This window comes from Photorhabdus noenieputensis, assembly GCF_018448935.1.
GTDB lineage: Bacteria > Pseudomonadota > Gammaproteobacteria > Enterobacterales > Enterobacteriaceae > Photorhabdus > Photorhabdus noenieputensis.
Genome location: NZ_RCWC01000039.1, coordinates 1 through 24,653 on the forward strand (window position 1 = coordinate 1; position 24,653 = coordinate 24,653).

Genomic DNA, 24,653 nt, shown 5'->3' on the forward strand with positions numbered 1-24,653 from the left:
AAAGGGAAGCTTCGCGGCGACGTTTGAGCAAACCATGTTCAATTAACTGTTGATGCCAGAGAGGAATAAATTTTTGGCAAAAGTCATCGACGCAGCAGTAAAGTTCTTCTAAATTAAACATGCCTGAGGATCTCCACGATTTTGTTTTCTTTGACAAAAACTTTGATCGTGCCTCAGGCACTTAGTTCCCTTCTTAAGCAAACCTCAGGTTAACTAATAAAGCAATAAAATTGGTAACATTGTTGATATTTGATCTAGATAAATATTGAACAAGCGTAGAATCAAAGTTAGCATAAACAAACATAACAAGAACATTACATAATAGAAGTATCACGAATGTTCGGTGAGAAATAATTATGTTCAATGTTTTTGTAAAGCTAATGTCATTGCTGACTTTTTTTATTTTCTCTTCCTTTTTTGAAGATAATAAAAAGACACGCAATATAATACCATAAAAAAATAAACAATGGCTGTGATTAGAAAAGTTTCTCTTTGTGCCGATAGGCCAGAGGCTAATCCAATATAAGGACCAATTGCAGCGCCAACATTGATCAAATAATATCGATAGTATTGTACTGATTCTCTCTCTTTAGGAGAGTCAATATAATCGCCAATTAAGGCTTTACTACATGCTTCTAACAGAGCACGACCAATACTAATTCCGGATATAGCGATTAAATATAAGATAGGTGAAGATGAAAAAGACATCATGATGAACGAAATAATGCTTATCATCACCCCGATAAGCATTATTGTTCTGCGGCAAAAAATATCAGATAAATATCCGGTATAAATGCCTGTCACTGAGCCTAAGATACTTGACAGCGCCAATAATCCGCCAATCCCTGTCGCTGACATGTTAAACTGCCGATAAAGGATCATCGCTAAAAAAGGCCAAACCATAAAATAGGCGGCTCTTGTTAACAGTGTCCCCAGTAACATGATAAAAATTGGGGAAGGTAAATGTTTTAATAAAGATAATCTGAATAGAGATGCCATTGGTTCACCAGGATACGTATTGAGTTACTCTGACTCTATTTCGATAATAACACTCTCTTTAAGGTGGTGACTATCAAATTCAGCCTGCTCCGCGGTTACTTCACACGCAATAGCATATTCTAATCGTTGAGAGCTATTTTTAAGTGATTCAATATGTTCTCCAACGTTAACATCAAAATGGATAAAGTCATTCTTTGTGTAATTTACCTTTTTAACAATGCCAGTAGGTGCTGTGATATAAGAAATAGCGGCATATTTACTGAACTTCTTACTCAAGTCAGGTGAAATATTTAACGAAACTTGGATAACTGCTTTCCACATATCAATACCAGTAGCCATTTACACTAGCTCAAGAATATGAGCTCTTCCTAACCGAGCTCCTACTTCAATGACTTTGACACCATCACTTGTCACCTTAACCTCGGTATGTCCTCCTCCATTATATACCCATCATCTTTCAAGTTGCCTCTGGGTATAAATACCTAACGCGAGCAAGGCTTGTGTTACCACTTTTTCTATTTCGAGTTTTTGTTGTAATGGTATATTAGCAGGCAATGTATGCCCTAATTCAACAAAATAACCATTATTTGATACGTATTTTTTAGTAATTGTGACAATGTTCACAACACCATTAAAGGAAATAGATTCAATACTGTATTCTTGTCCTTCTAGATATTCTTCTATCAAAAATAAAGAAGATTTTTTTACTCCAAATGGAGGAGTTATTTCACAGACTTCACGGAAATTCCTTTCCAATTCGATGACATTATCGATTACGTAAAACACCTCGACTTCCGGCCATGTTAATAGGTTTTATAATGTTTGAATACCCAATTTTGGCTGCTTCTATTTTTGCGCTGTCAATATTCGAAATTAGAGCGTATTTAGGGATAGGAACATTTTTTTGCCTAAAAGACTCTCTCATTAGGGTGTTTGTTTCTTGCTCTCAATGCATTTTCATATGTTATTCCTTTAAGACCTAATGTTTCTGCTACTTTAGCTGCAAGGGGAACATAGAATTCCATAAATATAATAACACCCTGTGTTTTTTTCTTAGCATTGATATACTCAGCCATGTTTATAACAAGTTCATCGTCATTAGTATCTGCTTCGAAGAATTCATCAATATAGAGTAAATCATTATCAGATACTTTATTATAGTACTTCTTTTACCCAATAAATATAATATAAGCGCCCAGCTCTTTTGCTTTTTTTAACCCAATCGAACCGGATGGTTTTTTTTCTATTGATAGTATAAAAACTGAGAGGCTCAAATTCAATAAAAACCAGATGCGATAATTCATATTACAGTATTTCTGGAAAGTGTTTCATGGAAACTATAATCATATCCAATCAATAAAGAATTGCGGATTCTAAACTTAAACTTCTTTTTAGTGGAAATGTCCCCCCTCGGACTTATCGACCTTAATCACCCTTCTATGCCACCTGAACTACAAAAACAAATATTGCACGATAGGTATCATAACTGATTGATTGCTGATGACTTGGAAACAGGGAATTTCTATTACGATCGTCCTAACTTGCGATTTATAACCAATTTACCACATAGTGTAATGAATGACAGTGAGTGAACTTTTCGAGAGAATGGGCAGGACACTAGGCAAAGCTGTACTAATCTTTATGAATTACAAGCTTATCAGGAACTATTGATTAAAATCCCGCAGAAGAAACAAAGAATCATTTAGTTACATAAGAATACAGCAAATAAAATTCACCAATTGAGTAACAGACTCAGAACGGTTAACCAATTACTTGCCTTGTGAAAACCACAGGTCAGCTCTCTGGCCTTATTAACCATTATCTCATTGCAGCATAAACCCACTCAGCTCAGCGCCTGATAGCTTCCTCATCAAAATGTGACAAACCACCAACAACCGTTTTGGGATGGGAAAAACGCTCGAACCGATTACCACACTCTGCTTTCAGGAAAGTTGCAGGCCAAGAGAGTGATTTTTTAACTAAACGCGTTTCCTGGTCAGATAAAAAATTTATACGCTAAATAACCTTCTGTGAAACTAAGAGAAGCATGAACCCATTGAAGATATCCAGACTACGCTCTGAAACCTGTAGGGAACCACGTCCTTTAGGACGTGGTAGATATCAATGTCCCCAAAGAGCATTCATTGGTACTGCAAATGTGTTCGGTATGTGGCTAATTGGCAGGCAATTGTTACCCGTGTAAAGTAAGATGCCACCCTGCCAATCTCTGTCAGCCAATGAAGCTAATCTTGCCAACCCCATACCGTCTTTCGGCTGTATACTAGCCGCTTTTTTAACTTCAACCCCCCAGATTCTTCGACCATCTTCAATAACCAGATCAACTTCAACCTGATCTTTATCACGATAGTGGGAGAAGTGTAGTTCATGTTCGCTCCAACCCGATTGACAGATCAATTGTTGTACCACAAAGCTTTCAAGTACTGCACCAAAGTCATTACTAAGGTTATGCCAATCATCAACTCTCAGGTTGTTTAAAGCACAAGCTAAACCGGAATCTACTACATGAACTTTAGGTGCTTTTATTAAACGTTTGGCTTGGTTTTTATGCCAAGCCGGTAAGCGCCTCACTAAGAACAAGCGCTCCAGAATGGTGATATATTTATCAACGGTTTCTCGCTGAAGACCTACATCTTTCGCTAATCCACTGATGTTTAAAAGGTTACTAGTACGCAATGCGAGGATCTTAATGAGTCTCAGTAATTCGTCTTCATCTCGAATCGCTGCAATGTCTTTCACATCACGTTGAATAATGGCGTTCAGGTACTGCTTGTGCCACTGACGAGCTCGCGCCTCACTGCGCGTATTCGGCTCCGGATAACCTCCTTGTACTACAGCTTCTGCTACACCTTCAATGAGGATTTGTTCCCCTTTGATTGAAGGAGAAATTTTATTAGTGATCAACTGTTCGAGTAGCGATGCTGAACTATGCTGCTTTTCTTGTTCAGAAAGTGGCTGCAAAAAGATTACTTCGACGCGACCTGCTAGGGATTCCTGTACTCCAGGCAGCAGTAGCAAATTAGCTGAACCGGTTAGTATGAACCGCCCCGGTCGTCGATGAATGTCTATAGTTGCTTTTAGGGCAGGCAGGATCTCTGGCACACGCTGTACTTCATCCAGTGTGACACGTTCTGGCAAGCTTTGTACAAATCCGGTGGGATCGGCTTTAGCTGCGTTAAGCAAAGTACTGTCATCGAAAGTTAGGTAAGCCCGCCCAGGCTCTAGAGATTTCGCCAACGTCGTTTTGCCGACTTGGCGAGGACCAAGCAGACACACCACTGGTGTATCAGCCAATGCTGCCTTGAGCTGTGGTGTTATGTATCTTGGGTGTAGTGTGTTATTCAAGGTTGCTCTTTCATGTTCAATGTAGAGAATGAAGCTTAAATTGCTCCGTCTATTTGTTGGCTATGCTATCGTCCAAATGCTGGTTTGTACAGCGTCTATTTGCTGGCCATCATATTGTCCAAATGCTGGTTATGATAGCGTCTATTTGCTGGTTTAATTTCCGTCTATTTGTCGATTTCTGACGTTCTTACACATCAGTCAAAACTCTTCCCTTGGGCTTAAAGGCACGACTGTAACGAAAAACTAGGGTAATTAGAGGAATAAATCTAACAATATCAGACGGTAGAAGAATCGACGCCAGCGGACTTAAAAAGCTTACTGTAAAGCTGTATTGGTGAGGAAGCCCCAATCTTGCATTCACAAAACTGGGACTTAATATCTTTCGCTTTATGTCGGGGATTGAGCACCATGACAAGATGGGAGAAGAGCCATCGACTAGCTACGCTTTGGAAGCCAATTCACAAGTAATAAACTATCAACATAATAATAGCGGTTTAGTCACCAAGAATTTATTCAGCTCTGATCACCCAAACTGCTTTCCCATTTTTATCGAAAAAGCATTCACAATCGAAATAACCGTTGCACATAAACTGGGCAGTAGCTGCGTAATAAAACCAAGAACAGTTCCGTGATTTACCGTGGAATGATGATGAGCCTCTCCTCCCATAGCAATTTGCATAAAAACGGAGTTTGTCAGGTAAGCATAAACCAAACTGCAAATCCCTGTAACCAACAGAAAGCTTATAAGCGTGGCGACCACCGCACCCACCCTCTGAGGCAATCTTCCCCTGATTGAATTGATGGTGAGCACGGTCAGACAACCCGGAGCAAAACCCCATCCCAAAAGATACCAAATAGTCATTAATCCCTTCAGCGGGATGCTATGTGCCATCTCCAGAATATCAGCACGCCACAATATAAGATTCAAGCATGCAGCCAACACAGCCAGAAATACGGAAACGGCAAAGCTATTGGGCAAAGTTAATTTCTTATCCATTAAAAAACCTTGAGACGAGCAAGGAATCTCGCACCTGTTACAGAATTAAGAAGAAAGCTACCCAGAATGCCAGCAATGAGTGCGGCAGTGTATCCTTTAATCAGGAATAGCAACGGCATTTCTATTGAACCCCAATAATTCAGTCCCACGTTGTGGTCCAAGCCCCAACAAAGTGTTTGGCAAACACTGAATAACAGAGTGCTACTTACTGCGGTCATGATATAAGCACCGGTACTTCCTGGCGCGAAACGTGCTGATACCAAGTAAGTCAGTCCCCCAACAGCGGCCCCCATGCCAATACCACATAAACCAAGCGCCCATACGAGACGCCATACCAGAGGGCCATTGTCGGGAAATAAAATAAAACTCATTAAAAGAAATCCAGCTTCTGCGATAAAGCCCAGAGAAATAAATAGCTTAATCGTGCGTATGGCACGTTTCTCACCTTCTGCCACTACATATTGCGGATCTGGTTCATTCACGATTTGAGTAGACATTTTTCATCTCCTAAATAGGTGTGTTAAATATCCGATGATGCCATTCAATTTTATCTCTCCGAAGCAGACTACACATGCCGATGGATTGTATAAACCGAGTCGAACGTTATAGCGAAATGCTGTCAGAGCGAAAAAAATACTTTATAAAATATTTAGAAAAATGATTTCTGATTTATTACTGATAATTATTAATTATATAAATCATCAATCAGTAATATCCAAGCAATAAATGAATTAAATTATTTAATAATGCAATTACATAAAAAAAGTGATGTAATCACTATGGTATGAGGATGAAAATCTGTCAATGTGAAATAAGAAATTAATAAGACAATCCAGCATATGGGCTTTTTAATATTTTGATATTTCTTCTATTTAGCTTGACAAAACATTCATAACTTAATTAATAGATTGCAACTTATTTTCTTTACCTGCAATATCGCCAAAATACAATAAACAAGTCCTAACATTTGGATTTGCAATAATGGATATATTCAAGCACGACACTATTTTAGTTTTATAATTTGACAATAACTCCATACTTAGTTATTAATTTAATTAAGCAACTAACAAGATAATTGTTTAATTATCTATATTTGGTTTCTATATATACCCTATGGATTTCAAGATGCATCGCGACGGCAAGGGAGCGAATCCCCGGGAGCATAGATAACTATGTGACTGGGGTGAGTGAGTGCAGCCAACAAAGAGGCAACTTGAAAGATGACGGGTATAACCCATATCTATCAGGAGATATTTCATTACCATGAATAAGTCCGAGCAAAAATTTAATATCAACGAAAGCGTCATAAATGTAGATGGAAAAGAGGTAAAGTTCTTCACATCCCAACCTCTCGATCCAATTAAGAATAACGCCAAGAGAAATCCTATCGTCTTGGTACATGGCACTGGCGGCAGCACCGAGATACATTTCGGTTATCTCTTTCAACTGCTTGCCTCGGAAAATCGAGTCATATCCCTAGATTTTTCTCAACCGGTAAAAGCAAACGAAACGCTTACCCTTGAACATCTTGAAAAGCAGGTCGAAGCTGTTATTGAGGCCGCAGCGTTGGGAGAACCTGTCACACTAATAGGTTACTCTTTGGGAGCTGTTGTTACGGCTTCTGTTGCCGCTAAACGTCCGGATCTGGTTCGTAATTTGGTTCTGATCGCAGGATGGATAAAAACAGATTCACAGATAGAACGATTTTTATCTGTCTGGCGTCAGTTATATGAGATCCAATCACCAGCTATTGCAGACTTTGTGATGTTTTGCGCTTTCAGCTCTCCCAATCATGTAAATATGCTTCCAGATCAGTTTGCAATCAGCTTCGAAAATGCCATACCAGGGGAATTTGAAGCGTTACAAATGGACCTTAATGGCCGGGTCGATATCACTCAAATTGTTCCTACGATAAAAGCCACCACACTGATTATTGGCTGTACTTATGATCAAATGACCCCCATCCGCCACAGCAAAGCTCTGTTTGGAACAATTCCGGATGCACGCTTTACAGAGATAGAGTGTGGACATGCGGTCGTTTATGAGCGTCCTGCGCAGTTGATGCAGGTTATTGACCAATTCTGCGCGAACCCTTCGTTTTATCCTGCTGGAACCATAATCCCTTCAGACCGGCCATAATCCCTTTGATTTTCTGGAGAGCTATAGCAGGCATTGCTTTATCAAGGATTGTGGGGAACTTTTAACGGTCAAGTTGACACTCAGTAATTTTGAAACGGCAAGGGGTTTGCCTCTTAAATTCAAGCCTCTTGCCGATACCAATAATTACAATGACTTTAGAACGGTTTAGTCGGCAAATATTTCCCATCCAGCGTAATTACAGCTCGTGAACCACCATTAGGATCATCGACCTTTTTGATATCAAGTTTAAAGTCAATCGCACTGATAATGCCATCACCAAACTTCTCGTGGACAAGCGCCTTAAGCGTCGAACCATAAACCTGTACCATTTCATAGAATCGGTAAATAGTCGGATCGGTCGGTATACCATCGGGAATACTGCCACGCACAGGAATAGTTTGCAGCAGAAGGAAGGCATCTCCTTCAAGTCCAAGTCGGTCAACCACAATCCTCGCAGCATCGGCAGGCAATGGGTGCTGGCCGAGTAGTGCAGCAGTGACGAATGCGAGGCTCAGACCGGTTCCTTGTGCAATATCTTCAAACGTCAAATTCTTGCGTGTCTTGGCGTCGATGATAGCATCGGTCAGGGCCAGCCGGGGAGTTTGGGAGTATTGAGATTGTGTCATAATGATTCCTTTGGATTAATAAGCTATTTAAATGCCGTGGTGAAACACGGATTGCGTTGCAGAAACATGCGGATAGTCCGCAAGCGAAACAAATTGGCCGACCAAGCTGTTTAAAGCATCGATCGAACCAGTCTCTATGTCGTAAATCCAGCCGTGTAGATTCAAATATCCCTGTTCCAGCCCGAGTGCCACGGACGGGTGGGTCTTGATATTAGCAATTTGAGCGATTACGTTTTCACGCACCATCGAATCAATTCGAGCAGCCTCACTAGCGTGCGCCTGTGCCTGATTAATCGCTTTCGCACAATCCGCATAGCGTAACCAGCGTGTAATCGCGGGAAGGTGATCCATACATTTACAAGTTGCAATTGTGGTCATAGCACCACAATCTGAGTGTCCGCAGATCACAATGTCGGTGACTCCAAGCACAGCGACCGCATACTCAACAGTAGCGGAAACACCGCCAGATTCTGCACCGTATGACGGAACGATGTTCCCAGCATTGCGGATCACGAACAGATCACCTGGCTCACTCTGAGTCAGAAGCTCTGGAACCACACGGCTGTCGGAGCACGCGATAAATAAAGTACGCGGATTTTGGCTGGTGGCAAGCCGCTTGAAAAGCTCGCAACGCTTTGGAAATACCTCGCGCTGGAATTGTAAAAAGCCTTCAATAATATCCTGCATGTCTTCACTCCATCGTGATCGATAAGAAAGCGGATGGATGAAGAATGAACGAATTTATCTATAGCGTCAAAGATCGGATTACTATCATCGCTATAGTATTTTCCAATAGTTCATTGCTGTTCTGCGGCGACGTATTTGTTAACAAACCGGTAGTCACATCTTTTTCAGGCACTGACGTACAGAACGGCAAACCAGCGTTGACATGTTCAGGAAGCCCTTATAGTCTTCACCCCATCGTGGCCGATAAGACAGCTAGCAGGTGAAGAATGAACGAATTTTTCTATTGTCTCAAAGATCAGGATGTCATTTTTTCCATATTATTTTCAAATAGTTAATTGATATGCTGCTACGACACATTCGTTATCTGCTGGCAGTTGCCAAACATCAGAACTTCACCCGCGCGGCAGAGGAACTTCATGTCTCGCAACCGACTCTATCGCAACAAATCAGACAACTTGAAGAGTCGCTGCACGTGCAACTGTTCGATCGCTCTGGAAGGAGTGTGCGACTCACTGACGCTGGCGAGGTATACACAAGTTACGCCCGTCGTGCATTGCAGGATCTGAATGCTGGACAGCGTGCGATTCATGATGTACAGGATTTAAGCCGTGGGTTGCTCAGGCTAGCCATGACACCCACCTTCACCACTTACTTCATCGGCCATTGGGTAGAGCGCTTCAATGCACGCTATCCAAGAATTGCGTTGAATATCAAGGAAATGACGCAAGATCAAATAGAAGTCTCTTTAGCGGAGAATCAGCTCGATCTCGGTATCGCGTTCTCAGACGTACGCTCCCCCGACATTGATAGCGAACCATTGTTCATCGAAACACTCAGCCTGATCGTTGGTCAATCGCATCGATTCATTGGTCAACAAACATCATTGACGGCGAAAATGTTGGAACATGAAGGGTTAGCACTACTAAGTAAAGACTTTGCAACGCGGAGCCATATTGATTTGTACTTCCAGAAACAGGGGATCACACCACGCATTGCAATTGAGGCCAACTCCATCAGTGCAATCGTAGAAATTGTCCGTCGGGGACAACTCGCAACTTTGTTGCCTGATGTCATAGCCCACGAGCAGGCCGGGCTCTATTCCATCGCAATTCAACCTACGTTACCACAGCGTAATGCGGTGCTATTGTGGCGCAACGGTGCATATCGAAGCGCTGCAAGCCAGGCATTCGCCAATCTAATCACGCACCGTTTCGATGTACACCAAGAAAGTGACGATTTTTGACAAATCGTGTCTAGCGGCTTCTGTGTCAGGACAGCCAATTCATAAGCTTGTTTCTAATGTAATCAGATGAAAGACGCTCCTGCTCTAAACGTGAAGATTGGAAACGACCAGAAATAAGATCATTAAACAAATTTGCTTCGTCCTCATTTAGCGATGAAGGATTGGATTCTACTGGATTTGGTTCAGGAACCATTCTATCTTCATGAGCTTTAACGGTTTCAACATCCATCATCAGAGGCTCAATATCTACGAACTTGTTTCTGGCATCACTGAGAATAAACAACCCCCAAGTATCAATATCTCCCCAATATCCTACACGTTTACTTCTCAACCATGCCGCATCCATCCAAGCAATGTTTTTCCCGCCGCCAATCACCGCTATCGTGTCAGGCATTTCGGGTAATGCCAAACCAGACTGTAGATTTTCTACTACTAGAATATTCGATGCCGGAAGTTCATGTTTTCTAAGTAATTCGCCGGGTATTTGTAGTATCGGTATTCCCCCAAGCGCCGCAGTCGCAGCATGGCAAAGCGGCCTGACAGTTAACCAACCTTTGGGATTTATTGCACACCCCAACCAAGCAATAAGACCACCTGATGCCGAAACAGCTCCCTTGTGAATGATATCTGCCAATTCTTCGATCAAAATTTGGTGGTTCTCAAGAAACTTAGTATCAATCCCAATGAGTGGCAGTGCTCTTAGATATTGTCCTTCCCCTAAGCCCTGATTTAATTGTGGCAACAATTTTGCTAATAATTCCGCATCTCTCAACGAGAGTTTTTCCACAATATCTATACACTTAACCAATGCAGGATAGAGATCTTTATTAACCCGCAAAAATGGCTTCATATTTCTTTCCCACACTTTACTTCGGGAAAGGGCATCATTCCCTAAAAATTGAATCAGACATTGCATCGATTCAATGACAACAAAAGTTGGAATGCGTTGCTCAGATAGCTCCCTGAAATTCTTAGAAGACCACTCCACAACATCTTGATGGGGAAATGATTTCCACTCATCAATAAACCGTTGAAAATGAGCTATATCTAATATGGCAGAGTTTCCTTTGGGTGGTTTCAAGCCAACGCGAATAGGGAATGCTTTGATGCCCAGCAACCGGGCTTTTAGTGAGGAAAGGTTATCCCACTCACGCTGCCTAATGGCGCTCTTAACTTGCGCTGGCAATAACCCCCAACTCACCTCATACTGCCCTCTTTTCATGTCAGTTTCTCAAACTCAATACCCAGATCAGCAGCCTCATCGAGCAACTTTTTTTCCTTCTCTTCGCCCATTCTCCGGTCAATCTCTTCCCAAGTCACTTCACATAAATGGCTGTCATGGTTTTCCTGATCTCTTTCCGCAATGAGCAGTGAACGAGCAGATTCCCTTGCCAGATTCAGGTTTTTATAAGGCGTAATCAAATTAACGTGAATATGAAGCTCTCTAAATACGCGGAGCACCCGCCGACTTACTGTTTCAGCCGTATTTGAGAATGCTTCATCCAAGAAAACAGTACAGTAAACTGGTCGATCATAGCCATCCGGCGTCAAAACATAGGCCAAACTTGCCGCGACAATAGTCGCCGCAAATGACTCTTTCTCCCCGCCTGACTTTCCACTGGATGACTCTAATACATCACGAATCTCACCGGTATTACTATCCAACTCTTCAGCATAAAATGACATCTGATAACGAGGATCAAGTAGCCTTAAACTTTCCAATGTATTTGAAGAGCCTGGCGCACTTGCTTTCCCAAGTATTTCAACTACTTTAGCCAATTGACGGAACCGTGCTTCATGGTCATCACTGGTTACTTGACTAAGCACCTTACGCAAATGCTGTTCAAACTCATTAACATGTGGGAATTTCTCTCTCTTTGAGCCTAGCTTTAAATGTGTCCCTGATCGAAACTCTGTACGCTTGAGGACCCGGTTAATGATATCAATCCGTTCAAGGACATCTTCCCGTTCAGATTCAAGCTTAGTTTTAATCCGCGCCAGTGACTGCGTTGCATGCTTATTCAAACGTTCAATAAACTGCTCCACAAGGTTGGGAAGCCCTTCCTCTTCTAGTTGTCGCAAATGATTAAGATAATCAGGTAAGCCATCAATATTACTTTGCCAGTCAACCGTGAAGACTTGCCATTTATCGTTAGACCTGAACGAAACCATAATGCTGATGGCTGACCTTTCCGCTCTGTCTTTACCGTTTCGGCTAATATCTAACAGACGTTCTAAATCTTCTTCAACTTTCAACACCAATTCAGACGTTCGGCCTAAATCGTTTGTATTAAGTACGCCAACCCGAATTGCAAGTAATTGTCTGGCTGAATCAGGTAATCCTTTCGACGCCTTTGCCTGCGCTTTGCTCCACTCCTCTTTTGCATTTTTCAGCGTATTTTTAACACCGCCAGAATCAGAGTTGAGCTGATTTAATACCGATTGAATTTGAGCTAACTGCTCTTTAACCGACTCCCAACGCTCTCTGGCCTTATCAAGATCGCCCCCTGACTGTTCCAACATCTTAAGGTCAGCCTGCAAATCAGAAAGCTTTTCGTGCCAGTAAGGAGCATTAATCTCATCCCAGCGGTAACCTTGGATCTTCTCCCAAAGAATTTTACGATCAGAAACAGAATTCAAATCTTGACGGGCCTGACTCACCTTTTTCTCGGTTTCCGCCAATTGCAGAGTTAACTCTTTTTTATCGTTATTAAGAATGGCTAAACGTGATTTGTTCGAAAAACCCAGACACCAACGTCTTCTGTCATCTATTCGGTGCTGATCTTTTTTCTCAAAGCGCCCTTTATCCATGTGCATTAACCCCTGCTGTGTCATCGAAAACGGGGTTTTATCCAATTCTTCCGTACTTGAAACACATTGCAGGTCAAATCGCTGCAAATGGTGCTTGAGCCACTCTCGATAAGGGTGATTACGCCATACCAGTTTCCTTAGATAACCATCAGACTTAAACACCACTGATTGGCCTTGAGTTGTCGAATCATTCACAACTTGAACACGGACATGTAAACCCGTATGCCGGGCGTTCAACCAGCGAGTCACCATCGAATAACAATGATGTGGCACAGCAAGTGTTGTTCGTAACCCGCCTAACGCCCTCTCTATCGCACCCTGCCAGCTCTTTTCACGATCTTCGACATCAATAAGCTCACCGATAAATACACATTGCTCTTTACTTAATTCTAAGGAATTAACCAGTTCATCTCGTAATTGCTGATATTTCACATCAATATTGGAATCGGGCCTTGCCTCGATCTCCCGAATTTCCTGAGAAATATCATGGATATTTGCTTGTAGCTCACTGAATTTAGCACTGATAGTGGCAAACCTGTCCTGATACTCGCCCTCTTCTTGTTGAATACTGGCAAGCCGCGTTGATGCTGTAGATTGATTTTTAAGAAATACAGCTTCCTCTAACACAGAAGGGAGAGACAGCTCGTTGGCATGAGTTTGATATTGCGATGAATTCCTAACCACCCGATTCAACTGAGCTTGGGTATGATCAACCTCTTTTCTCAGCGACTCTATTTTATCCCCACCAAATTGGAGATATTCCTCGTGCCTTCGCTCAACCAGCTTATCCGCATCTGTTTTCTGCTCTTCAACTCGCTTAATTTCGAGGAGTAGCGCTTCAAGTTCCGACTCAATATCGGCAATTTTTTCACTCCACAGTTGCGCGAAGACTTCCCCAAAGTAAACCGGGAGACTATTTTTTTCAGCCGTTAATTCTTCAAATTCTTTCGTTGTTTTTTCGATAATTGAGTTGAGTTCAGGCAACCTGGATAAGTGCTCCTTTTGTGCTCTTGCATCCACTAATTGACTATGAATCGCCACCAGATCAGCAAACTCTTCCACTACCTTTTTAGCATCATCCTTGACCGTACTCGGTTCCAGTACCAACTCACGAATCAACCCGGTTAAATCATCAATTTTTTTCAGACCTAACGCCCGTGACAAAAGTGCAGGCGCATTCTTATTGTCCATATACAGGAGCTTTCGGTACAACTCCTGATAATCAGAAAAATTATCATCACAGCACGTAATCGTCGGATCATCACGAAGCCATTGCTTGAATGCCCGGGCATTACCGTTCCCAAAAGCATTAAGCATTTCCTTAAGAGTCAGGTCTCTTTTGGCAACAACATAAACACGTGTCACATCCGCCAGCACATTCGTCGATTTAGTAATCCAGAAAAGCGCCGCAAGTGTGATTTTTGACCCATCATCACCTTGATACAAAGCCCTAAGCCCAGTCACCACGCCAAATTCACGCTTACTTCTGACTCTCGTCCCCGCTCCGTCATGGGCAGATCCAAAACTTCCCCGCATGTAGGAAAGTAAAGTCCGGTCAGAACGATCACCCTGCGCCGCAGCCACATTAAAAGTTGCCTTTCCGGCAGGAAGCAGCAAAGCCATCAGGCCATCAATAAACGTCGATTTTCCAGCGCCATTATCTCCAGTGACCAGCGTTCCCATAGGATCTATCAACGCGGTATGCAAGCCATTAAATGACCCCCAGTTATAAACTGAGAGTTCAGCTAATCTGATTTGACCAACGTGAAATAATGAATTAGCCGAAAGAGTTTGATCAGTCATTTTCATCTCCTGTCTATTCCTCTTCATCTTGATAATCAACAGCGTTGCTGCCATTTTTATTTAGCTCAATACCCTTCTCTCCCGCCATTTTCAGGTATTCATTAAGCATACTTTCGAGAAATTCAGCGCTGACTACATAACGGATCACTGGCGTAATTTCGAAACGATCCTCGCTTCCCCGGACCGAACTCAATATTTTTTTCGTCACCATTTTATCAAGAGCGCCCTTGAGTTTTCTTCGGTCAGATTTAGTACTGTTTGTCAGTGGTAAAAACGGTGTCAAATGGGATTCTATACGTTCAATATCAATGATAACCTTTTGCTCTCCCGATGTTTCCCGGTCTTGGTAATGTTTACGCAGCACTAACAGCAACAAGGTATCGTATAGAGAGAGCGTCCTTCGGCTAATCAGAGAGACAACCTCTTCATCATCTATACCCAATGATTCAGTATCTTCCTCATTCTGAAAGCCAGCGATAAAGGCGACGCCTGCTTTTTCATCTAAGACTAACTTTAAATAGACTTCTGACAGATGTTTTCGGACAGCAGATTGGTATCGACAAAGTAATTCAAACAATTTAGCTTTCTGTGAAGACAAAATAACGCCCTGACGCAGCAAGCTAACCAGCACCCGGCGCGCATCAGGCGGCATATCACTGTTTGAGTTTTCAGCGTGCTTACTGACTAATACATCATCAACTTCACAGGCTGGGCTTTGATTGACAACCGAAAAAGCAACATCAGATCCAACACTGGCTGTATCTGTAAGCGGGTCATACTCTGATTGAGTATGGTGTTGTATCAACTGATCGAAGAACCCGGCTTTCCGTTCTTCTTGAGGATCAGAATTAGACTTCCCAAGGGTAGCGAGGATGCCATTATCTTTATTCAATTTTTTACCTTTGTGCATTTCAACCCTCACTATATAAATCTACAGCCACTTTCTCTTCACCATTTAAAGAACCAATTCATCCAAACTGTCTGGAAACAGGTCGGCACTCAACAGGAAAGTAGGTATAGACACCCGCAAGCGAACTCCCCGTTTATCACTGATTTCAATTGATTCCTTTTCTTCCAATAATGCAGCCCCGACAGATTTGGCCACTCGCAAATAGGCAACTAACTCCTCCAATCCTGAATTAATCGGGTGATAATCTGCAATAGACCCAATCGTCATTGGACCAAACTCTTTTAACGTTGCTAACGTCCTCTCAGCGATTAATCGAATTTGGACAATATCAAGGCAATCCAGCATCTGCATACTCGGTTCCCGAGAGTTGAGCTGTTCTTCGGCACCTGAAGTATCCAACTTTTCATCAGGTGATTTAAGCAGCATGCTTTCAGGAGAGCTAATACTTGCCGCACCAACGGGCAGTGACAGAGTTGTCGCCGTTTGCAAGTCATAACCTGAGTTCTTCAATTCAATGGCGAGTCGTTCCAATTGACCAAGCAATCTATCAACAGCACGATTTTCTTGAGCCGTGCCACTCTCTATGTATGCACGCAAACTCTCTTCCGTTCTTCGCCTGATTTGAAAAACTCGGTCACTCTCGCGGCTCAGTTCTCTCATGAGCTGACTTAAGAATTGCCGCTGTTGGGTACTTAAGTGTTCTGCGACCGGACGACTTAAAATACTTCGAAGCTGATCTCGTAGCTCCATAGTTCTATTTTGATCACATAACAAATCAAAAAAACTTTCAAACGCACTACCGGCATTCGTTTTAGCCAGTAATGCTTCTTTTTCTAAAACAGCAAGAAGGATCTCTCCTCTGGTAGAGTCCCCCTCAATAATTTGAATACGAATTTCTTGATCCAACTGACGAATTTCATCTTCAACACGGCGAAAATCACCCGTTAAAACAGAAGCCAGTTGGTAAATTTCACGAATTCCTTCCCGCTGCTCAGCCTTAGTTAATTCGGTCACGACGCCAGCTCTCAGAGCATCAATCTCTCTCTGAATCTCGGATTTTCTATCTTCCAAAAGCGCGACTCGCTCATCGGCATTTGGGCTAATCGCTACTGCAAAGTCCCTGACCGCTTCCTGTACAATTCGAAGATGAGACGCAGTGGTTCCAGAATTGCGTTCATCAAGCCCCTGGCTAAAACGGAGTGCAATTTCACTGGCATCCGTTTTAGTTAATGTGTCATCCATCTCACGCAACCAGCCTTCCCGAATCCATTTATTAAGATAAGTGCCCGCTCCCGTTTCAGTTTCCCAAAGGCCAAGTTCACGACAGCGTACCAACTCTGCATCAAGTGATACGCGGGCACGACTAAAAGGGACTTCACTATCCTCGGAAAATAACTCCCCCAAAAATGCCAAAATTACAGGAGCATTATCAGCTCTTAACAGTTTCCAGGCAGCACTTTCCTGAAATAGACGGCGATACTTTGCCTGTAACCCTTGGAAATTCAACTTGCCTCCCTCTGTGTGGTGATAAGTAAAAAGCTACCACCAATAATTTGGTATAATTCGCAACCGAATAAAACCATATCATCACATTTTTTTACTATGTCAACACAAATTACTGACTTTTATAACGATTAAGCGCTGTTATCAATGGGAAAATTAATCTTATAAAGCCATCTATTTTGTGAAGAAAGCAGCAATATGATAATGAAAAATAAAGAGTGATAATGCAGGAATATAATAAGGAGATAAGCAATATCTCAATTATTATCAGCAAAGGAAGATCCCTCGAAGTAAATATGGGCGGTCTGAACAAACCGCCCCGATGCAAACAATGGAAAATTCCTACGCGTTACTTTCTACGGACAGGCAAACCATTACCGCGCTTCCCATCTTGTGGCAAAACCAGCACCGCTACTGACCAAGCTGGCAGCGTGACCGTGCCATCTTGCTCAATTCTGGTACCCGCCGCCAGAGATGAGTGTCCCAGTTCCTTCTGAATATCATTCAACTTCAACCCTCTGACATTAAGATCTCTTACTGTGGCAGGATATGGAGCCGCATTAATCATCACCACCAAACCGTCAAATCGCGAATCACGGTCATCACCAGTAGTATTACCGTCATCTATGGTCATTACCAGCAATCCAAGCTGCTGATGCGGCCCAACGTTAAGGAAATCAACACGTTGTTTAACCGATGCGCCATCACCAAGCGTCATCAGTGGTGAAAATTGGCGCAAACGCAGCAATTCCTGATAAAAAGCCGTCATCTGTAGCAATTCAGTCCGACCCGGCTTATCTACCATATTTTTCACTTTTTCAATCAATGCATAATTTTCGCCATCAACACGCTGATCCGGCATACCAACATCATAGTTGTTATCCTGGTAGGTGTAGCTCACGCGGTTAAACCAATCGCCGGAATTATAGGAATCGCGGGTAAAAGATTTTGAACGCAGTAGCTCCGATCCATGTTGAGCAAAGGCCAATCCTTGTCCAAGGAATGTCGTGGAGAGAGATATTGCCTGCATACGAACTCGCGTTGCCAGATTCGCCTCACGTGCCGCTTTGTAGCTGATTATGTCCCACAACGTTTGGTTATCATGTTTAGAGACATAATTAATCACCTCAATCGGATCAGCGGCATAACCGGCTATAGCGCCTTTGTAGTTAATTTCCCGACCCGTTTTTACCGCCCCATCTTTATTAATCAGCACAAAATCAGCCAAATTGCCCGCCATGCCAAGACGTACCAGATCCGCCAGATGACGCACCTCATTAGCATCTAACCAAGCCATTTCGTTCGGTAACGTTCCAGCGCCGTTGCCTACCCCCTGATTAATGCGAATGCTATCAGCGGAATCAAACGGCCCGCCCCCCTGTACCGCATCTCGTAGCCGATCAGAGAAAGTACCAACCCCTGTACCTTTAAGATTAATCTGTGAAGCGATCTCGAAACGGTCTTCCTGCCCCGAGTTCCAACCTTCACCAAAGAAATAGACCGATGGGTTAATCGCACGTACTTTTACTAACGCCGATAAAATCTGAGCCTTCGGATGATAGCCCATTAAGTCAAATCGGAATGCGTCGATTTTATAGTCCTTAACCCAAGTCACCAATGAGTCTTCAATGAGTTTAGCGAACATGCGGTGCTCTGGAGCCGTATCATGACAACAAGTGTTGGATTCAACGTTACCGCTGATTTCATTCAGGCGATGATAATACCAAGGAACTATCTTATCTAACACGGAAGACCTGTCTGTGGGGCCCGCAGCATTGGTGTGGTTATACGCCACGTCCATGATCACATTCATCCCCAATTGCTGCTTGATGGCCTGAATCATGGCGCGAAACTCTTTTATACGTGGCGAACCTTCCGCATCGGTGGCATAAGAACCTTCCGGTACCGAGTAATGAAACGGATCATAGCCCCAGTTGTAGGAGTCGGTTTCTGCAATCATTGCATTCAACTCTTGTACCTGCGGGTTATTGGCACTGTCACCACGCTGCGACGCCTGCAATATTTCACCCACAGTCTGTGAACTACTGCAATAATTAGCGAAGCGGCTATTTTTCACCTTTGGGTTAACCTGGCACAAACGGCTAAACGGGTGATTCAGATCAGCCACTTCATTGCTGAATTCATTAATGGAAGCCACATCGAACACCGGCAACAGCTCCATATGAGTCACCCCTGCCTGACTCAATGCCTTAAGGTGTTTGAACATATCGCTGTTGTCAGCGGTGAGAGCTAGATACTTACCACGCCAAGTTTCTGGTACCGTGCCATCTGCCACAGAGAGATCACGAACATGAGCTTCATATATGGTCATACGCGCAATGTCCGCCGGTGTACTTTGCGAACGCGGCATGATCAGGCTATCCCAATTTTGTGGTTTCAACGCCTCGTCATCCAAATTGATGACTTGACTGTACTCCGAATTGGTGGACAAACTGTGGGAATAGGGATCAGTAACCTCATAGTGCTCCACATTACGGGAATATGGATGGTATACCGTTAAAGCATAGCGGTAGTAAGCACCAACCAGCTCTTTATCACCTTGCCATGACCAGGAACCACTAGCAGGATCACGATTCATTACATGATTGGCAATGACCTGTTTATTTGCATCATAGATAACCAACCCAACCTGTTGAGCAGTAGGTGCCCATAAGCGGAAAGTAACGCTGGTATCGTTGATTAGCGCTCCATATTCCAATGTTTCAGCAGCGTTAGCGAAGCGGTCGTCCAGCACACCAGCCGTTTGTACTTGAGTAGCCGACAATAGCAAGCCCGCTTCATTGGTCGCCAAGGCCACCAGATCACCGGTAAGCAATGTATCAACATCCGTGTCCTCTGGCAGGCGGAACGCTGTTAATTTCTTCAAGTGCGGGAATCGCTCAGCCGTCTTCTGGCTCAGAGTCGTCGGCGTTAACGTCAGATAGCTATCGATGAAATTTCCTTCATCATTAGCTTCCACCTTGCCATTCCGGTTGTAATATAAGCGGACATAGGGCTTATCCGTTCCACCCGACCACAACAAAGTCTGGTTATCGACCCAATGTGCCGAAGCCTGAGAAACACCAAACACGGAATTAAAAGCTGCCGCACGACTGCCATAGATTTGATCATTGCCGGGTATCACAGAAACGGTACGGTTACTGAAATCGGAGAAGGAAATTCTCAGGTCACTGTCGATCAATTTATTGTTGTTACCATCACGCACGATAAAATTAATACAGCCCTCGTTCTTGGTTAATGGTACCACCCAGTAAGGCCCATAACTATCGCTGCCAGTGGGAGTTGCACTGGTGTCGTTCCAGCTTGATGAAGGGGAAGCCAAGGCATCACAATTTTTGTCGTTCCATAAGTAGAGGGTGTTGGAACTGTAGTCACGGTTCATTGTTGGGCTTTGACGTAATTTAGCAATATCCACCAAGTGGATCACTGCTTGAAAATTGCCGGCAGTGGCAGCTTCACTGGGTACCTTATTAGGAATATGCGCCATTGATTCCTCCGGGGTTTCGGGTAAAGAGCTATTGTTATCACAGCTTGCCAGTAGTAAAACGAATGTACTGCTTAATAGGGCCAAGTAAGCCCTTTTCCAGAAGTGAGCTACCATAATCAGACCTTTTTAATAGAAATAAATCGTCGCCGATATTATTGTTAATAAAATAGGAATGAAATATTAAATAATGTCTTAGATGAGTCAGCATCCTCCTAGTTTTGCTACTAAGAGGGAGGAGGAGTTAGGAGTAGATACTCTTTCGTGATATTGCGCACGATAATAATGTAATAATATTTTATTACATAAGCCTAGTGTGAGTTTACTTATATTATTTCATCAGACACAGATTAAAATGATGTCAAATACAGTCATTGTCATTTTTATATATTTTCACAAATTTTATTGTTTCTGCAAAAAAGCATTTTTTTGATGTAATATTATTAAATAATTTCTTTCCTCCTAATCCTGCATTTTTCTTGCATTAAATATAAGTGTAACTTGTTATAGGACCTACACTTATGTAAAAATGTAAAGCTTGATCATTGAGACCAAAACAATAGCCTAAAATAAGATTATAATCGAGAGAATTAATATAGCCATAGAGATAATTAAATTAGAACAGAATTCAATAAAATAAATAAAATTTAATAAATAGCCTATTCTAAGAGCTTTAATTTATAATATTATTTTAAAATAAAACTGCGGCTAAATATGAGCTATTAATCATAAACAAATCAATGAGAGGCAATAACTTCATTCCAATTATTGCCTCTGTGTAAATTATGACAATGAAATATATTAAACCTAAATTCCACATTCCTAATATCAATACAATGAATACTGTCATCATGAGTAGAAATAGAGATTTAATTCATTATCGTTACCTCTGTACATTTTATAAATCGTTATGATTAAGATAACTCTGATGCAATTTTCTGAATTGCATCAAGAGCACACTGTTGGTCTAAAGAACCACCCGGTGCACCACTAATACCAATTGCACCAATTACTTCATCACCAGATTTAACTGGAACACCACCACCAATTAATAGGAAACCTGGAATATCCCCTAAATATTGAGCACCAAGACTTGATTGTGCGGTTTTCATTACGTCCTCTGACGTTCTCCGGGTAGATAACGCGGTGTAAGCTTTCATTTTGCTCGCCTCAACGGCATGCAACCCGGCTTTATCCATACGCTGAACCGCTTCCAAAACCCCACTTTTATCAATAACAGAAACCGCCACGTTATAATTATTCGATTTACAAGACTGAATCGCCTCAGAAGCTAATTTATTTGCTACCTCAAGGGTAATATTACGTTCAGTAATTAGTGATGAAGCAAAAGCCGTTTGAGCGAATAAGCTTGCTGCCAGGACAGTATAGAAAAGAGAATGTTTCATAGGTAAGCCTCATTAAGTTTAAGTTGATGAATTATCCTGTTCTAACTTAATGAGGTTTATCGGCTATAGCTATTCGGCCAATTACTTATTCGGATCAGTAGAAATACTTAGTCATAAGAAAATGACTTAAATAATTCATACTCTTTGACTAACTGCGGTAAAGAATGTATATCCAACTTATGAAATATATTGGCACGATGAACCTCAATAGTACGTGGTGATAACGATAACTGTTGAGCAATTTGTTTGCTGGTTTTACCTTCTAAAATAATTTTCATCACTTCCCTTTCACGTTCAGATAATTGGCTAAATCTCGTTTTCAACTGCTCATATATCTGACGTTGCTTAAATACTTTCTGATGAAATAATAATGCACTTGAAACCATTTCAATTAATAAATCCGCATCAATAGGTTTGGTTAAAAATTCGAAAGCACCATTTTTAAAAGCACGACGACAAATATCAATATTTCCGTGTCCGGTCATAATAATGACCGGTAATGTACTATTGAGTTTCAATAGATCGGTCTGCAATGTCAATCCAGGTTTGCCCGGCATACGAATATCCAATAAAATACATCCCTGAAGCGCTGCAATATTCTCGCTATCAATTCCATCAAGAAATTCTTGCGCACCAGGAAATGAACTTACCTGCCAATTCATTGTTTCTAATAACATAGATAATGAATCACGGATCGCTTCATCATCATCAATAAGATAAATCACTGCCGCCATTATTTCTCCTTACCTTTATTAGTTGGTAGCCAAATAATAAAACGCGCGCCTCCTGTTTCACAATTTTCAGCATTAATATCACCACCAAGTTTATGAATCAATGTCTCCGTTAATGTCATTCCCAACCCCATACCTTGTTGGCGTGTTGTGAAGAATGGAATAAATACGTTTATTAAAGCTTCATCACTTAATCCAGGCCCACCATCCGTTATCGTGATTCTTATCATTTCATTAATATAGGTGATATCGATGCAGATCCAATTTTGATATTCTGACTGACCTTGCTCTTGCTGTGCCTGAATGGCATTGCTGATTAAATTATGAAATATTTGCTCAATCCACAACGGCTCGGCAGATATCATTGGCAATTCATCACAAATATTCTTTATTATCTTTATCTTACCGGTCTTAATTTCATTTTCGAGCAATATCTCAACTCGACATAATATCGCTTGAATATTCACAGGTTGTAAAATAATACTACCGGTCGTCAGTTTTTGACGGTATTGAGTTAATAAATTTGCGATGCGTTGAATTTGTAAAATTGATGAATCCAGTATTGGCGCTATTTTATCATATTGCTGCTTTTTCATTAACCGCAATGCAGTTTGGTTATAACTCATAATCGCAGTCAAAGGCTGATTTAATTCATGAACAACCCCTGTTGCCACTTCATCCATTGTATTTAAGCGGGTAAATTCAAAGAAATGTGCTCGTAAATCAGAAATTTTCCTCAATCTTTTATTCTTCTGAATTAAAAAGATAAAACAGATAATCACTGCCCATAAAAAACTAAGACAAGCAATATAACCCCACGGAAGTTTAGACCATTGTTGATCGTTACCCACTTTAAGCACAAAAGGCTGAAAACGATTGGTTAACTTTTTCTCCCAGTTCCAAAAATAGTGCTCTTTCTCTAGCCCATACGTAATCAATGGGTGATTATTCCAATCCAGTTGTATCATGCGAAATTGTGATGATAATGATAAATTTTTTATCAGGATATTAAGATCTATTAATAACCGGATACTATTGTGTTTACTATTAAGCCAATATCTTCCCTCACCCTCTTCACTAATTATAGGGAATATGAAAACATTCATTGGCATCTCTTGTAATCCGACGATTTGCGGAAAGTTTTCCTGTAGCTGATCTAATCCGATATTAGTATTCATTAGCGATACAATCGCGTCATGTTGTGCCAGCTTTTCACTCAACTGTCGATAAAGAATATTAAATGAAACTGTTTGTTGTTGATAATTCTGATTTAGTGAATGATTAATCATTCCACAAATAGTCAAACCTGTTAACACAATCCATACCAAAAAATGCCACATATAATTACCTGAAAAGATATCTTTCATGACGTTAAAAATACAGTCAGAATATATAAAGTAAACGACTTATTAGAGTAAAAAAATTCAACATGAGTTGAATTTTAGAGAACATTTGGCATTGAGCAGCATATTAAAATTCATTATAGCGTAATTATTTCATCACAACATTTCTTAAAATAAATAGTTGTCTATGGTAAATGAAATTCCAGCCCGAGCTTATTCTGTTTAAACATGTTTCAGGTCCTAATCAAATTATTTCGACAGCTAGACCTCAACTAAGGGTTTACGGTAACCCTGCCAAGGCTCTTAATATCATGTCAAATTTACTGAACAATCTAAGGTGATTTCCTAATAAATCGACTCGATGAAAGAGTTTTCTTTCCCTTGAACATTACACCGACATTTATAAAAATAGCATTATTTATCAAATAGTTGATGTTAAAATTCACCATTATTCTATATTTGACCAGAAAAAACGCTTTACAATCGATAGTGATAATTATTATCATTCGTATCGCTTTCAGATGAACTGCCTTCGGGGTACAGATGAAAGCACGACATTGCTCACATTGCTTCCAGTGTTTACTTTA

Annotated in this window: 19 protein-coding genes and 1 pseudogene; 2 read left to right on the forward strand and 18 right to left on the reverse strand. The window is 41.5% G+C overall.

From position 1 onward, the window contains the following. From EAE91_RS25090 to EAE91_RS20135, 8 genes and pseudogenes are all read right to left on the reverse strand, one after another. Positions 1 to 121, reverse strand: a pseudogene (locus EAE91_RS25090) (IS982 family transposase); the annotation flags it as partial. A 278-nt stretch (positions 122 to 399) separates the two neighbouring features. Next, entirely contained in the window at positions 400 to 999 is a 600-nt protein-coding gene (locus EAE91_RS20100; RefSeq protein WP_214090036.1) for an MFS transporter, read from the reverse strand. A 24-nt stretch (positions 1,000 to 1,023) separates the two neighbouring features. Continuing rightward, entirely contained in the window at positions 1,024 to 1,338 is a 315-nt protein-coding gene (locus EAE91_RS20105) for a hypothetical protein (protein ID WP_214090037.1), read from the reverse strand. A 111-nt stretch (positions 1,339 to 1,449) separates the two neighbouring features. Next, positions 1,450 to 1,785: an ATP-grasp domain-containing protein gene (locus EAE91_RS20110; RefSeq protein ID WP_214090038.1), complete on the reverse strand. Its 336-nt coding sequence runs from the start codon at positions 1,783 to 1,785 to the stop codon at positions 1,450 to 1,452. A 122-nt stretch (positions 1,786 to 1,907) separates the two neighbouring features. Next, on the reverse strand, positions 1,908 to 2,075 hold the full coding sequence (locus tag EAE91_RS20115) for a hypothetical protein (RefSeq protein WP_339919470.1): 168 nt from the start codon (positions 2,073 to 2,075) through the stop codon (positions 1,908 to 1,910). Positions 2,076 to 3,120: 1,045 nt separating this feature from the next. Then, the gene (locus tag EAE91_RS20125; protein WP_214090039.1) at positions 3,121 to 4,362 is read right to left on the reverse strand and encodes an ATP-binding protein; all 1,242 of its coding nucleotides are present in this window, start codon (positions 4,360 to 4,362) and stop codon (positions 3,121 to 3,123) included. A gap of 523 nt (positions 4,363 to 4,885) precedes the next feature. After that, the gene (locus EAE91_RS20130) at positions 4,886 to 5,359 is read right to left on the reverse strand and encodes a hypothetical protein (RefSeq protein WP_214090040.1); all 474 of its coding nucleotides are present in this window, start codon (positions 5,357 to 5,359) and stop codon (positions 4,886 to 4,888) included. Beyond that, the gene (locus tag EAE91_RS20135) at positions 5,359 to 5,856 is read right to left on the reverse strand and encodes a hypothetical protein (protein ID WP_214090041.1); all 498 of its coding nucleotides are present in this window, start codon (positions 5,854 to 5,856) and stop codon (positions 5,359 to 5,361) included. Before EAE91_RS20135 ends, EAE91_RS20130 begins: the two co-directional genes overlap by 1 nt. Positions 5,857 to 6,622: 766 nt before the next feature. Here EAE91_RS20135 and EAE91_RS20140 point away from each other — a divergent pair. Further along, positions 6,623 to 7,498 (forward strand): alpha/beta fold hydrolase, encoded by an 876-nt coding sequence (locus tag EAE91_RS20140; RefSeq protein ID WP_214090042.1) that lies wholly within the window; start codon positions 6,623 to 6,625, stop codon positions 7,496 to 7,498. A 155-nt stretch (positions 7,499 to 7,653) separates the two neighbouring features. On the opposite strand, the gene cynS is transcribed toward EAE91_RS20140, so the two are convergent. Then, on the reverse strand, positions 7,654 to 8,124 hold the full coding sequence (gene cynS / locus EAE91_RS20145; protein ID WP_214090043.1) for a cyanase: 471 nt from the start codon (positions 8,122 to 8,124) through the stop codon (positions 7,654 to 7,656). A 27-nt stretch (positions 8,125 to 8,151) separates the two neighbouring features. Next, on the reverse strand, positions 8,152 to 8,811 hold the full coding sequence (locus EAE91_RS20150) for a carbonic anhydrase (RefSeq protein WP_214090044.1): 660 nt from the start codon (positions 8,809 to 8,811) through the stop codon (positions 8,152 to 8,154). Positions 8,812 to 9,151: 340 nt separating this feature from the next. Between EAE91_RS20150 and cynR the strand changes: the two genes are divergently transcribed. Then, a complete protein-coding gene (gene cynR, locus EAE91_RS20155) occupies positions 9,152 to 10,054 on the forward strand; it encodes a transcriptional regulator CynR (RefSeq protein ID WP_214090045.1) in 903 nt (300 codons plus the stop codon). 25 nt (positions 10,055 to 10,079) lie between these two features. Here cynR and EAE91_RS20160 read toward each other — a convergent pair whose 3' ends face one another. From EAE91_RS20160 to EAE91_RS20195, 8 genes are all read right to left on the reverse strand, one after another. Next, entirely contained in the window at positions 10,080 to 11,276 is a 1,197-nt protein-coding gene (locus EAE91_RS20160) for a DUF3322 domain-containing protein (RefSeq protein WP_214090046.1), read from the reverse strand. After that, positions 11,273 to 14,668, reverse strand: coding sequence for an ATP-binding protein (locus EAE91_RS20165; RefSeq protein WP_244868959.1), 3,396 nt, complete (start codon positions 14,666 to 14,668; stop codon positions 11,273 to 11,275). Before EAE91_RS20165 ends, EAE91_RS20160 begins: the two co-directional genes overlap by 4 nt. A gap of 13 nt (positions 14,669 to 14,681) precedes the next feature. Then, on the reverse strand, positions 14,682 to 15,578 hold the full coding sequence (locus EAE91_RS20170) for a DUF4194 domain-containing protein (protein ID WP_214090048.1): 897 nt from the start codon (positions 15,576 to 15,578) through the stop codon (positions 14,682 to 14,684). A 45-nt stretch (positions 15,579 to 15,623) separates the two neighbouring features. After that, positions 15,624 to 17,084: a DUF3375 domain-containing protein gene (locus tag EAE91_RS20175; protein ID WP_214090049.1), complete on the reverse strand. Its 1,461-nt coding sequence runs from the start codon at positions 17,082 to 17,084 to the stop codon at positions 15,624 to 15,626. A 346-nt stretch (positions 17,085 to 17,430) separates the two neighbouring features. Beyond that, positions 17,431 to 20,703, reverse strand: coding sequence for a pullulanase-type alpha-1,6-glucosidase (gene pulA, locus EAE91_RS20180; RefSeq protein ID WP_214090050.1), 3,273 nt, complete (start codon positions 20,701 to 20,703; stop codon positions 17,431 to 17,433). A gap of 797 nt (positions 20,704 to 21,500) precedes the next feature. Continuing rightward, complete coding sequence (locus tag EAE91_RS20185) at positions 21,501 to 21,992, reverse strand: GlcG/HbpS family heme-binding protein (RefSeq protein WP_214090051.1); 492 nt, start codon at positions 21,990 to 21,992, stop codon at positions 21,501 to 21,503. Between the two features lie 107 nt (positions 21,993 to 22,099). Continuing rightward, on the reverse strand, positions 22,100 to 22,726 hold the full coding sequence (locus EAE91_RS20190) for a response regulator transcription factor (RefSeq protein ID WP_214090052.1): 627 nt from the start codon (positions 22,724 to 22,726) through the stop codon (positions 22,100 to 22,102). Continuing rightward, positions 22,726 to 24,063 (reverse strand): sensor histidine kinase, encoded by a 1,338-nt coding sequence (locus EAE91_RS20195; RefSeq protein ID WP_244868960.1) that lies wholly within the window; start codon positions 24,061 to 24,063, stop codon positions 22,726 to 22,728. The genes EAE91_RS20190 and EAE91_RS20195 overlap by 1 nt, the downstream gene beginning before the upstream one ends. Between the last annotated feature and the right edge of the window lie 590 nt (positions 24,064 to 24,653).

Excerpts from the sequence above, each read along its gene's own strand:
- EAE91_RS20100 (WP_214090036.1), bottom strand. The coding sequence starts at position 999 with ATGGCATCTCTATTCAGATTATCTTTATTAAAACATTTACCTTCCCCA.
- EAE91_RS20105 (WP_214090037.1), bottom strand. The coding sequence starts at position 1,338 with ATGGCTACTGGTATTGATATGTGGAAAGCAGTTATCCAAGTTTCGTTA.
- EAE91_RS20115 (WP_339919470.1), bottom strand. The coding sequence starts at position 2,075 with ATGGCTGAGTATATCAATGCTAAGAAAAAAACACAGGGTGTTATTATA.
- EAE91_RS20130 (WP_214090040.1), bottom strand. The coding sequence starts at position 5,359 with ATGGATAAGAAATTAACTTTGCCCAATAGCTTTGCCGTTTCCGTATTT.
- EAE91_RS20135 (WP_214090041.1), bottom strand. The coding sequence starts at position 5,856 with ATGTCTACTCAAATCGTGAATGAACCAGATCCGCAATATGTAGTGGCA.
- EAE91_RS20140 (WP_214090042.1), top strand. The coding sequence starts at position 6,623 with ATGAATAAGTCCGAGCAAAAATTTAATATCAACGAAAGCGTCATAAAT.
- cynS (WP_214090043.1), bottom strand. The coding sequence starts at position 8,124 with ATGACACAATCTCAATACTCCCAAACTCCCCGGCTGGCCCTGACCGAT.
- EAE91_RS20150 (WP_214090044.1), bottom strand. The coding sequence starts at position 8,811 with ATGCAGGATATTATTGAAGGCTTTTTACAATTCCAGCGCGAGGTATTT.
- cynR (WP_214090045.1), top strand. The coding sequence starts at position 9,152 with ATGCTGCTACGACACATTCGTTATCTGCTGGCAGTTGCCAAACATCAG.
- EAE91_RS20160 (WP_214090046.1), bottom strand. The coding sequence starts at position 11,276 with ATGAAAAGAGGGCAGTATGAGGTGAGTTGGGGGTTATTGCCAGCGCAA.
- EAE91_RS20165 (WP_244868959.1), bottom strand. The coding sequence starts at position 14,668 with ATGACTGATCAAACTCTTTCGGCTAATTCATTATTTCACGTTGGTCAA.
- EAE91_RS20170 (WP_214090048.1), bottom strand. The coding sequence starts at position 15,578 with ATGCACAAAGGTAAAAAATTGAATAAAGATAATGGCATCCTCGCTACC.
- pulA (WP_214090050.1), bottom strand. The coding sequence starts at position 20,703 with ATGGTAGCTCACTTCTGGAAAAGGGCTTACTTGGCCCTATTAAGCAGT.
- EAE91_RS20185 (WP_214090051.1), bottom strand. The coding sequence starts at position 21,992 with ATGAAACATTCTCTTTTCTATACTGTCCTGGCAGCAAGCTTATTCGCT.
- EAE91_RS20190 (WP_214090052.1), bottom strand. The coding sequence starts at position 22,726 with ATGGCGGCAGTGATTTATCTTATTGATGATGATGAAGCGATCCGTGAT.
- EAE91_RS20195 (WP_244868960.1), bottom strand. The coding sequence starts at position 24,063 with ATGTGGCATTTTTTGGTATGGATTGTGTTAACAGGTTTGACTATTTGT.